This is a genomic window from Bradyrhizobium sp. 2S1 (genome assembly GCF_011516625.5).
Taxonomy (GTDB): Bacteria; Pseudomonadota; Alphaproteobacteria; order Rhizobiales; family Xanthobacteraceae; genus Bradyrhizobium; species Bradyrhizobium septentrionale.
In genome coordinates this window covers 2,770,393-2,781,202 of record NZ_CP147717.1, presented here as the reverse complement: position 1 = coordinate 2,781,202, position 10,810 = coordinate 2,770,393, and the positions used below count along the sequence as shown (strand labels likewise).

The 10,810-nt window shown below is 64.7% G+C and carries 11 protein-coding genes; 9 read left to right on the top strand and 2 right to left on the bottom strand.

Features of this window, described 5'->3' with window-relative positions:
* Positions 1-50 precede the first annotated feature (50 nt).
* On the top strand, positions 51-2,117 hold the full coding sequence (locus HAP54_RS13165; protein ID WP_175619424.1) for an ABC transporter ATP-binding protein/permease: 2,067 nt from the start codon (positions 51-53) through the stop codon (positions 2,115-2,117).
* A gap of 303 nt (positions 2,118-2,420) precedes the next feature.
* Here HAP54_RS13165 and HAP54_RS13160 read toward each other — a convergent pair whose 3' ends face one another.
* A complete protein-coding gene (locus tag HAP54_RS13160) occupies positions 2,421-3,401 on the bottom strand; it encodes an NADPH:quinone oxidoreductase family protein (protein WP_166300488.1) in 981 nt (326 codons plus the stop codon).
* Between the two features lie 90 nt (positions 3,402-3,491).
* Here HAP54_RS13160 and HAP54_RS13155 point away from each other — a divergent pair, with 90 nt between their 5' ends.
* The 7 genes from HAP54_RS13155 (at position 3,492) to argG (ending at position 9,467) form a co-directional block, all read left to right on the top strand.
* Positions 3,492-4,331, top strand: coding sequence for an SDR family oxidoreductase (locus tag HAP54_RS13155; RefSeq protein WP_166300486.1), 840 nt, complete (start codon positions 3,492-3,494; stop codon positions 4,329-4,331).
* A gap of 221 nt (positions 4,332-4,552) precedes the next feature.
* Positions 4,553-5,125 (top strand): invasion associated locus B family protein, encoded by a 573-nt coding sequence (locus HAP54_RS13150; RefSeq protein WP_249817813.1) that lies wholly within the window; start codon positions 4,553-4,555, stop codon positions 5,123-5,125.
* A gap of 74 nt (positions 5,126-5,199) precedes the next feature.
* Entirely contained in the window at positions 5,200-6,414 is a 1,215-nt protein-coding gene (gene rlmN, locus HAP54_RS13145) for a 23S rRNA (adenine(2503)-C(2))-methyltransferase RlmN (RefSeq protein ID WP_166300482.1), read from the top strand.
* A gap of 4 nt (positions 6,415-6,418) precedes the next feature.
* Positions 6,419-6,904 (top strand): hypothetical protein, encoded by a 486-nt coding sequence (locus tag HAP54_RS13140; RefSeq protein ID WP_166300480.1) that lies wholly within the window; start codon positions 6,419-6,421, stop codon positions 6,902-6,904.
* Between the two features lie 26 nt (positions 6,905-6,930).
* A complete protein-coding gene (locus tag HAP54_RS13135) occupies positions 6,931-7,233 on the top strand; it encodes a hypothetical protein (protein ID WP_166300478.1) in 303 nt (100 codons plus the stop codon).
* 37 nt (positions 7,234-7,270) lie between these two features.
* On the top strand, positions 7,271-8,050 hold the full coding sequence (locus HAP54_RS13130; protein ID WP_166300477.1) for a phosphatase PAP2 family protein: 780 nt from the start codon (positions 7,271-7,273) through the stop codon (positions 8,048-8,050).
* 79 nt (positions 8,051-8,129) lie between these two features.
* Entirely contained in the window at positions 8,130-9,467 is a 1,338-nt protein-coding gene (gene argG, locus HAP54_RS13125; protein ID WP_166300475.1) for an argininosuccinate synthase, read from the top strand.
* 170 nt (positions 9,468-9,637) lie between these two features.
* Here the strand turns inward: argG and HAP54_RS13120 are convergent, their stop codons facing one another.
* Positions 9,638-10,225, bottom strand: coding sequence for a TetR/AcrR family transcriptional regulator (locus tag HAP54_RS13120; protein ID WP_166300474.1), 588 nt, complete (start codon positions 10,223-10,225; stop codon positions 9,638-9,640).
* Positions 10,226-10,323: 98 nt separating this feature from the next.
* On the opposite strand from HAP54_RS13120, the gene HAP54_RS13115 reads away from it, so the two are divergent.
* A complete protein-coding gene (locus tag HAP54_RS13115; protein WP_166300472.1) occupies positions 10,324-10,689 on the top strand; it encodes a nuclear transport factor 2 family protein in 366 nt (121 codons plus the stop codon).
* Positions 10,690-10,810 lie beyond the last annotated feature (121 nt).

Below are 10,810 nucleotides of genomic sequence, written 5' to 3'. Positions count from 1 at the left end.
CGCCGTCGGAACCGCGAGGAACCGTTTGATTTGCCTGGCGTTGTCGCGGCATGGGCAAAGCTTCAGCAAAATCCGGATCTTCGCGCAGGCCGTCTTCGGCCAAGACCATTTCGGACAAGACCTCTTCGGCTCGGAAACCGGGCGCGAAACGAGGCGATGCTGACGGCAGCGACACTGCGAAAGGCGAAGCGGACGACAAATCGGACTTCGTCGAGGTCATTGCCGAAGACGGCGATCACGTCGAGCCGCCGCCGCCGGAAGTTATCGAACCCGATCCCGAACTGTCGCCCGAAGAGGCCGAACAGGCGCGCAAGGACTATTTGCTGACCCGATTCTGGATCAGCGCGCGCGGCTACTGGGGCCGCAGCGGCGACCGGCTAGTATGGCTGTTCACGATCGGCCTGCTGCTGCTCATCGTCGCCAATGTCGCCGTCCAGTACGGCATCAATGTCTGGAATCGCGCGATCTTCGATGCGATCGAGAAGCGCGACTCGGCCGCGGTCTTCCAACTGACCGCCATCTTCTTTCCTCTCGCGATCGGCAGCGTGCTCCTGGGCGTCGCCCAGGTGTTCGGCCGCATGGGCATTCAGCGGCGCTGGCGTGCCTGGCTGACCAACGCCGTGGTATCGCGCTGGCTCACGAATGGCCGCTACTACCAGCTCAATCTCGTCGACGGCGATCACAAGAATCCGGAATACCGCATTGCGGAGGACCTGCGAATTGCGACCGATTCGCCGGTCGATTTCATCGCCGGGGTGACGTCGGCGCTGCTGTCCGCCGTCACATTCATCGTCGTGCTCTGGACCATCGGCGGCGCGCTGACGGTAACGTTCGGCGGCTCGTCCGTCAGCATCCCGGGCTTCCTCGTCATTGCCGCGATCATCTATGCCGCGATCGCGTCCGGCTCGATCATGGCGATCGGCCGCCGCTTCGTGCAGATATCCGAGGACAAGAACCAGGCGGAAGCCGAATTCCGCTACACGCTGACCCGCGTGCGCGAAAACGGCGAAAGCATCGCGCTGCTCGGCGGCGAAACCGAAGAGCGCGACGGCATCGACAAGACGTTCTCGAACGTGCTGCGGCAATGGGCGCGGCTTGCCGGGCAGCACATGCGCACGACGCTGGTGTCGCAGGGATCGAGTCTAATTGCGCCGGTCGTCCCCTTGCTGTTGTGCGCGCCAAAATTCCTCGACGGCAGCATGTCGCTCGGCCAGGTGATGCAGGCGGCCTCCGCCTTCACCATCGTGCAGACCGCGTTCGGCTGGCTGGTCGACAATTATCCGCGGCTCGCCGACTGGAATGCCTGCGCGCGCCGCATCGCCTCGCTGATGATGTCGCTCGACGGGCTCGAACGCGCCGAGACCGGCGACGGCTTCGGCCGCATCACGCGCAGCGAGACCGAAGGCAAGGCGATGCTGAGCCTCAACGACCTCTCCGTCACTCTCGACGACGGCACCGCCGTGGTCGGCGAGACCGAGGTCGTCGTCGAGCCAGGGGAGCGCTTGCTCGTCGCCGGCGAATCCGGCACCGGCAAGAGCACGCTGGTCCGCGCCATTGCCGGGCTGTGGCGGTGGGGCGGCGGCAGCGTCAGCCTGCATGCAGACCGCCGCCTGTTCATGCTGCCGCAAAAGCCCTACGTGCCATCGGGCACGTTGCGGCGCGCGGTGGCCTATCCCGGTGCGGGGGAAGACTGGAATCTCGAGCAGATCGGGGATGCCTTGCACAAGGTCGGCCTCGACCATCTCAAGGAGAAGATCGAGGAGGACGCACCGTGGGACCAGACGCTGTCCGGCGGCGAAAAGCAGCGCCTCGCCTTTGCCCGCCTGCTGCTGCACAGCCCTGACATCGTCGTGCTCGATGAGGCGACCTCTGCACTCGACGAGAAGAGCCAGGACAAGATGATGCAGATGGTGACGACGGAATTGCCCAAGGCAACCATCGTCAGCGTCGCCCATCGCGTCGAGCTCGAAGCGTTTCATAGTCGCAAGATCGTGCTGGAGCGCCGCAAGGGCGGGGCGAAGCTGGTCAGCGACGTCGACCTGATCCCGCGCAAGGGCAAGCGAAGGCTGCTCGGTCGCTTCCTGCGGCAACGGCGGCCATCGGGCAAGGCGGCGTAACGGGTTTGTCTTCCCCTCCCCCCTGAAAGGGGGAAGGTCGGGATGGGGGTCAGCCGCAGGCGACGCTGCACGCGGAGAGAGCAGATCCCCACCCGCTTTGCTCTGACGAACAAAGCGACCTCCCCTTTTCAAGGGGAGGTAGGAGCATCTGGGCTACTGCTCTCGATCCGTCATCCTGAGGTGCGAGCGCTTGCGAGCCTCGAAGGATGCACGGCCCGGTCCGGGGCCGTCGTGCTTCGAGACGCGCGTGATGCGCGCTCCTCAGCATGACGGTGATGATTAGGAGCGCGCGGTCGTCGGCCCTCAACTTCCCGGATGCAGGATCACCTTGCCCATCGCCTTGCGGCCGGCGAGCACCTTCAGGGCTTCTGCGGTCTGCGACAGCGGGAAGGTGCGGTCGACATGCGAGGAAATCTTGCCTTCCGCGGTCCACTGCACGAGCTTCTCGAGGTTCTTGCGATTCTTCTCCGGATTCTGCCGCGCCCAGGCGCCCCAGAACACACCGCGGATGTCGCAGCCCTTCAGCAGCGCGAGGTTGAGCGGGATCTTCGGAATGTCGCCGGCGGCAAAGCCGATCACCAGGAAGCGGCCTTCCCACGCGGTCGAGCGCAGCGCGGCCTCGGCATAGGCGCCGCCGACCGGATCGAACACGATGTCTGCGCCCTTGCCGCCCGTCAGCTTGCGCAGGCCCTCTTTAAGATCTTCCTTGGCGTAGTTCAGCGTCAGCTCGGCGCCGTGTTGCTTGGCGAATGCAAGCTTCTCGTCCGACGACGCGCAGGCAATGACTTTGAGGCCCATCAGCTTGCCGAGCTCGCACGCGGCAAGTCCGGTGCCGCCGGCGGCGCCGAGCACCGCGAGCGTCTCGCCCGGCTTCGGGCTCGCGCGATCTTCCAGCGCATGCAGTGCGGTGCCGTAGATGATGATGATGCCGGCGGCGCGATCGTAATCGAGACTGTCGGGAATCTTCACGATCGAATTCGCCGGCAGCGCGATCTTGTCGCGCGCGCCATTGTGGCCGCACGACGCGACGACGCGGTCGCCGACCTTGAGATCAGTGACGCCGGCACCGATGCTCTCGATCACGCCGGCAACTTCGGCGGCCGGCGAGAACGGGAACGGCGGCTTGATCTGGTACTTGCCCTGGATCATCAGGATGTCGAAGAAGTTCAGCGCCGCCGCCTTGATCGCGATCACGGCTTCGCCCGGACCGGCAACCGGATCGGGCACGTCAGCCAGCACGAGATCGTCGGGTTGACAGTATTGCGAGCAGAGGATGGCTTTCATGGACACACCTGAGTTTCGGACGCAAAAAGACCTGAAAGCTTCATGCCGGATTTGCGGCGGAGCGACAATACAAAGCGGAGGGATCAAACTATGTTTGAAAAAAGCCTGCTAGCGAAAAAGCGCATTCTGATCACCGGCGGCGGCTCCGGCCTGGGCGCGGCGATGGGCCGCCGCTTTGCCGAACTCGGTGCCGAATTGATCATCTGCGGACGCCGCGAGGGCCTGCTGGAGGAAACCGCAGCCAGATTCCGCAGTGAGCTCGGTGCGAAGGTCTCCACCGCGCGCTGCGATATCCGCGACGGCGCTGCGGTGGAAGCGACGATGGATCAGGTGTGGCAGGACGCGCCGATCGACGTTCTCGTCAACAATGCTGCCGCAACCTTTATTGCGCAGAGCGAACATTTGTCATTCCGTGCGGCGGACGCGATCCTCGGTCCGACATTGCATGGCACGCTGTATTGCACGCTCGCCGCCGGCCGCCGCTGGATCGAAGGCCGGCACAAGGGCGTGGTGCTCTCGATCCTCTCGACCTCGACCATCACCGGCCGCGCCTTCACCGTGCCGTCCTCGATGGCCAAGACCGCGGTGCTGGCGATGACCAGGAGCCTTGCGGTGGAATGGGGACCGAAGGGCATTCGCACCGTCGCGATCGCGCCCGGCGCGTTTCCGACGGCTGGCGCGACCGGGCAATTGCGTCCCGAAGGGCGCGGCGAGAGCTGGGCGCATCGCAATCCGCTCGGCCGCGCCGGCGAGCATTCCGAACTGGCTAATCTCGCGAGCTTCCTGATCTCCGACCAGGCCGGCTACATCAATGGCGAGATGGTGGTGCAGGACGGCGGCGCGCACCTGCGCAGTTCCGGTGCCGAGGACCTGCTGCAATGGACCGACGCGCAGTGGGAGAAGCAGCGCGCGGCGCGCGCCAAGGGCTGACGATCGACGACAAGCACCGAGCAAGCGCTAAGAAAAGGATGGACGCGCGATGCGGCTTGCGGCCAGCGCGCGCGTGCAGGCGTAACTGCCTTCCCAAACAGGCGTTTCCCGGTTATCCATCCGAGCCGGCGGAGGGGAATCGCCGGGCCATCTTCCAGTCACAATGATGAGGGAACCAGTTGGCCGTGCGGCAAATACTGACATCATTGGTTGCCTGTAGCCTGGTGTGCGGGATCATTTCGCTTGCGCCGGCGCGGGCAGCGCCCAAAAAGGATGCGGCCAAGGATACGGCCAAGGACGCAGCCAAGCCGGCGCCGTCGCCCGCCGCGGCTGCGGCCGGTGGTGCCGAGCCGACGTTGATCGGCCAGTTCGGCACCTGGGGCGCCTACACGGCGTCGCCGAACGGCAAGAAGGTGTGCTTTGCGCTCGCCAAGCCGTCGTCGTCGAAGACCAACCCGCCGAACCGGCCGCGCGATCCAGCCTATGCCTTCATCTCGACCCGTCCGGCCGAGAAGGTCGTCAACGAAGTCTCGGTCATGATCGGCTACACCGTGAAGCCGGGCTCCGAATCGACGCTCCAGGTCGGCGGCGGGACTTATGCGATGTACACGCAGGGCGACGGCCTCTGGATCAAGAATGCGGCCGAGGAGGAGCGGATGGTGGAAGCCATGCGCAAATCGGCCGAGGTGACGGTAAAAGCCGTCTCGGCGAAGGGTACCGAGACGATCGATACCTTCGCACTGAAGGGCCTGGCGCAGGCGCTTGACCGGCTGGGGCAGGATTGCCGGCGCTAAGACCGGCTCAGAAAGGCAAATTCGAGGTATTTGGTGGCTTTCCAGCACCGGCTGGAAGGCCTATTTGAGGTTTCATGACCGACATCCAGTCCACCAATGCTGTGCCCGGCGCCAATGCGCCGCTCGAAAAGGTTCCGCTCGAGACCTATGTGCCGCCGGCGAAGCCGTCGCTGATCGGGCTGTCGCGCGCCGAGATTGCCGATCGCCTCGGCGAGATCGGGGTTTCGCCGTCGCAGCGCAAGATGCGCACCCAGCAGCTCTGGAACTGGATGTATTTCCGCGGCGCCAAAAGCTTTGCCGAGATGACCAACGTCTCGAAGGACATGCGTGCCGAGCTCGAGAAGCATTTTACCGTCGACCGTCCCGAGGTGGTCGCCGAGCAGATCTCCAACGACGGAACCCGCAAATGGCTGCTGCGGCTGCCGAGCGGCGACAAGCTCGAGCGGCCGCACGAGGTCGAGTGCGTCTACATTCCCGAAACCGATCGCGGCACGCTGTGCGTTTCCTCGCAGGTCGGCTGCACGCTGAACTGCTCGTTCTGCCACACCGGCACGCAGCGGCTGGTGCGCAACCTCACCGCCGGCGAGATCGTCGGCCAGGTGATGGTGGCGCGCGACCGGTTGAATGATTGGGCCGACCGCGAAGACGGCACGCGGCGCGTCACCAACATCGTGATGATGGGGATGGGCGAGCCGCTCTACAATTTCGACGCGGTGCGCGATGCGCTTTTGATCGTCGGCGACAATGAGGGCATCGGCATTTCCCGCCGCCGCATCACGCTGTCGACCTCGGGCGTGGTGCCGAACATCAAGCGCACCGGCGACGAGATCGGCGTGATGCTCGCGATCTCGCTGCACGCGGTGCGCGACGAGCTGCGCAACGAGCTGGTGCCGCTGAACCGCAAATATCCGATCAAGGAATTGCTGCAGGCCTGCCGCGACTATCCCGGCGCGTCCAATGCGCGGCGCATCACCTTCGAATATGTGATGCTCAAGGGCGTCAACGATTCGCTCGATGACGCCAAGCTCTTGGTGAAGCTGCTCAAGGGCATTCCGGCCAAGATCAACCTGATCCCGTTCAACCCGTGGCCGGGCACCGCCTACGAGTGCTCGGACTGGGAGCAGATCGAAAAATTCTCCGAATACATCTTCAACGCCGGCTATTCCTCGCCGGTGCGCACGCCGCGCGGCCGCGACATCCTCGCTGCCTGCGGCCAGCTCAAGTCGGAGACCGAAAAGCTCTCGGCCCGCGAACGCCAGGCGCTGCGCGCGATGGCGATGACGGATTAATCAGATGGCCTTGATCGGCCGCCTGTTCGTCGTTGCCTTCGGTTTCCTGATGGCCTGCTTCGTGGCGGGGATCATCGTGGTCGTTGCGGTGCTGTATCCCGAGATCAGCGATTTCGGCGGCCAGATCGACCAGAGCGCTGTCAACATCGTGCTCGGTTTCGGCTTCATCTTCATCTCCGGCTTTGCGCTGCTGCCCGCGCTGATCGTGGTGTTGCTCACCGAGGCCTTCTACATCAGGAGCGTGCTGGCCTACGCCGTCGGCGGCGCCATTGTCGGCGCGGCCTGCTATCTCGGCCTGGTTCCGTTCGATCCTGATATGATGCAATTCCAAGGCGTCGTGCGCCGGCACATGGAGATCATGACCGGCGCCGGCATTGTCGCCGGCCTGGTCTACTGGCTGATTGCCGGCCGCAGCGCCGGCGCCTGGCGCGAGCCGCCGCGCTCGCTGCCGCCGCCTCCGCCATTGCCGTCGCAATCGCGGCAGCCGTGACCCTCGTCGGGAGAGCTCATACCAACATGGATTCGAATCAGAGAGCGGCGTCTGCAATCTTGGGAAGCGTGGTAAACGCGCAGCTGGGCAAACTGTCCCTTCCCGAGCTTGAGCAAGATATCCTCGCTCAATTGCCGGCTATTGACTCAACCTTGCCAAGAGCGACCCGGGAACTTCTGGATCGGTTAGTACTGAACGTCTTTCAGACGCAGTCGAAGAATGGTGCTGCAGCCCTCAATACTCCGCGGCAGTTTGACTACAACGAGAATGATGGCGTTGATCTCCTGTTTGACGAGGCGGCGAATGCCCTTCGGGCCTACTTGAAATGATTGCGCCGCCTCATCTGCCTCGGCTAAACCGCGCGCCATGAACCGGACCGGACTTGTCATCGCGCTGGCGCTGGCGCTCATCATCGGCATCCTGTTCGGGGCCTATCCCGAACTCGACCTGAAGCTCGCCGCGCTGTTCTACGATGCTGCGCAAAACACCTTTCCGCTGAAGCTCGACGCGGTGGCGTCGTTTGCGCGCGATGCGGCGATGTGGATCGCCTGGGCGCTGGTGCTGCCGGCGATCGTGACCATCGTCTGGAAATTCATCCGCCCGGAGCGGCCGATGTTGATGTCGGGCCGCGCCGCGGTGTTCCTGCTCACCACGATGCTGCTCTCGGCCGGCGTCCTCACCAATCTCACCTTCAAGAACTATTGGGGCCGGCCCCGGCCGGTGTTCGTGACGCAGTTCGGCGGCGACCTGCCATTCGTGCCGTGGTGGGACCCGCGCGGCGGCTGCCCGCGCAACTGCTCGTTCTTCTCCGGCGAGGGCGCCACCGCGTTCTGGACCTATGCCCCGGCGGCGCTGACGCCGCCCGCCTGGCGGCCGCTGGCCTTTGCCGGCGCCACCGTGTTCGGCATCGTCACCAGTGGCTTGCGAATGGCCTTTGGCGGGCACTTTTTCACCGACGTCGCGATCGCGGGCCTGGTGTCCTTTCTGGTGGTCTGGCTGTTCTATGCCCTGATCTACCGCTGGGCCTCGACCCGGTTGACCGACGAGGCGGTCGATGCGGCGCTGACCCGGCTTGCGATGCCAGGCTATCGGTGGATGCAGCGCTGGCGCCGGGGCAAGGCAGAGCCCAGCGAACGTGAGGCCTGATTAAAGGCGTGCCCCGCCTTCCGAAATTTGATATTCGGCCTGCCAAACACCACCCATTTTCGACCGATTGGACCATTCCATGAGCACGATTCTGAAAAGCCTGCCCACCGGCGAGAAAGTCGGCATCGCGTTCTCGGGCGGGCTCGACACGTCAGCGGCGCTGCTCTGGATGAAGCTGAAGGGCGCCAAGGTCTTCGCCTACACCGCCAATCTCGGCCAGCCCGACGAGGCCGATTACGACGCGATCCCGCGCAAGGCGATGGATTTCGGCGCCGAGAAGGCCCGCCTGGTCGATTGCCGCACCCAGCTGGTGCATGAGGGCATCGCGGCGATCCAGTCCGGCGCGTTCCACATCTCGACCGGCGGCACCACCTATTTCAACACCACCCCGCTCGGCCGCGCGGTGACCGGGACCATGCTGGTCGCGGCGATGCAGGAGGACGGCGTCAACATCTGGGGCGACGGCTCGACCTTCAAGGGCAACGACATCGAGCGCTTCTACCGCTACGGCCTGCTGACCAATCCGTCGTTGCGGATCTACAAGCCCTGGCTCGACCAGCAGTTCATCGACGAGCTCGGCGGCCGCGCCGAGATGTCGGCCTTCATGACCGCGCAGGGCTTTGCCTACAAGATGAGCGCGGAGAAGGCCTATTCGACCGACAGCAATCTGCTCGGCGCCACGCATGAAGCCAAGGATCTCGAAAGTCTTTCGAGCGGTATCACCATCGTCAATCCGATCATGGGCGTGCCGTTCTGGCGTGCCGACTGCGACGTCAAGCCTGAGAAGGTCGTGGTGCGCGTCGAGGAGGGCCAGCCGGTCGCGCTGAACGGCAAGACGTTCGCCGATCCGGTCGCGCTGTTCCTCGAGGCCAATGTGATCGGCGGCCGCCATGGCCTCGGCATGAGCGATCAGATCGAGAACCGGATCATCGAGGCCAAGAGCCGCGGCATCTACGAGGCGCCCGGCATGGCGCTGCTGCACATCGCCTACGAGCGGCTGGTCACCGGCATTCACAACGAGGATACGATCGAGCAGTACCGCATCAGCGGCATGCGGCTCGGCCGCCTGCTGTATCAGGGCCGCTGGTTCGATTCGCAGGCCTTGATGCTGCGCGAGACCGCGCAGCGCTGGGTGGCGCGCGCCGTCACCGGCGAGGTGACGCTCGAGCTGCGCCGCGGCAACGACTACTCGATCCTCAACACCGAGAGCCCGAACCTGACCTATGCGCCGGAGCGGCTCAGCATGGAGAAGGTCGAGGACGCCGCCTTCACGCCGGCCGACCGCATCGGCCAGCTGACGATGCGCAACCTCGACATCGCCGACACCCGCGCCAAGCTCGGCCTCTACAACAAGACCGGCCTGCTCTCGAGCGGCGAAGGCTCGCAGATTTTCCAGCTCGAGAACGACAAGGACTGAGGTCGCGAGCGGTAGACACAAATTCAGTGTCGTCCCGGGCTTGACCCGGGACCCATAACCACGACCGTCAACTGTTGTGCCACGCTGGGGCCGCAGCTCGCGTCAACAACGCGATACTGTGGTTATGGGTCCCGGCCTTCGCCGGGACGACGAGGGGGAGAGACGTTGGCCTACTTCACCCTGAGCGCATCGAGCAGCGAGCGAAACGCGCGCGCGTAATCCGTGCCGGTCTTGCCGATGTCCGGCCCCGCTGACACCGCAACCGCGGCCTCCGTCACCGCGCCGAGCAACAGCCGCGCCAACGGCTCGATCGGCTGTTTGGCGATCACGCCGGCGTCCATTGCGGCAGCCAGCGCGCGCGGAAATTTGCCGCCGAAGTGCTTGGCGTCGATCTCGCGCCAGCGCTCCCAGCCGAGCACGGCCGGGCCGTCGCGCAAAATGATCTGGCCCGTCGGGCCTTTCGAGCACGCCGCGAAATAACCCTGCGTCCCCGCGGCCATCGCCGCGAGCGGGTCGTTCTCGGCGCGCGAGATGCGGTCGAGATCGGAGACGAGGTCGAGCGAGACCTGCTCGAACACCGCCTCGAACACCGCCTCCTTGGTCGCGAAGTGATGATAGACCGCGCCCTTGGCGACGCGCGCTCCAGTGGCGATGTCGTCCATCGTCGCAGCCGCAAAGCCGCGCTCGCCAAAAATGCGCCGCGCCGCCTTGATGATGGCGGCTCTGGTCTTTTCGCGCCGCTCGGCCTGGGTTGCCATGGCGCCTGTCTAGCGCAGGTTCCGTATCGGCGCCAGTTGACTTACCGACTCCCAGTCGATAAATACCGACCATTGGTCGGTAAATTGGAGATGCCGTGATGCCCTCACTCAAGACACTGCAAGCCTTCGCTGACACGGTCGAGTCCAACGACCATGTTGGCGCGATCAGGAATTTCTATTCAACCGACGCCCGCACCCAGGAGAATGACGGCGAATGGCGCGTCGGTCGCGAGGCGCTGGCGGCGCGCGAGGCGGCGGTGCTGGCCGCGGTTGCCGGCGTGAAGACCACGCGGCTCGGTCCGCTGCTCGTCGACGGCGATCATTCGGCGATCTGCTGGCGGTTCGAGTTCACGGCCAAGGACGGCAAGGTCCGCAGCATGGAAGAGGTCGCCTGGCAGACCTGGCGCGGCGAGGAACTGGCCGAGGAGCGCTTCTTCTACGATCCGCAGCAGATGGCGCGGTGAAGTCACGAGGTCATGGAAGCGCTTCGACCTCCCCTTGAAAAGGGGAGGTCGCTTTGCTCGTTGGAGCGTTTTCGAGCGAAGTGGACACCGGTTCGCGTGAAGAAAACGCGTCAAAACAAGA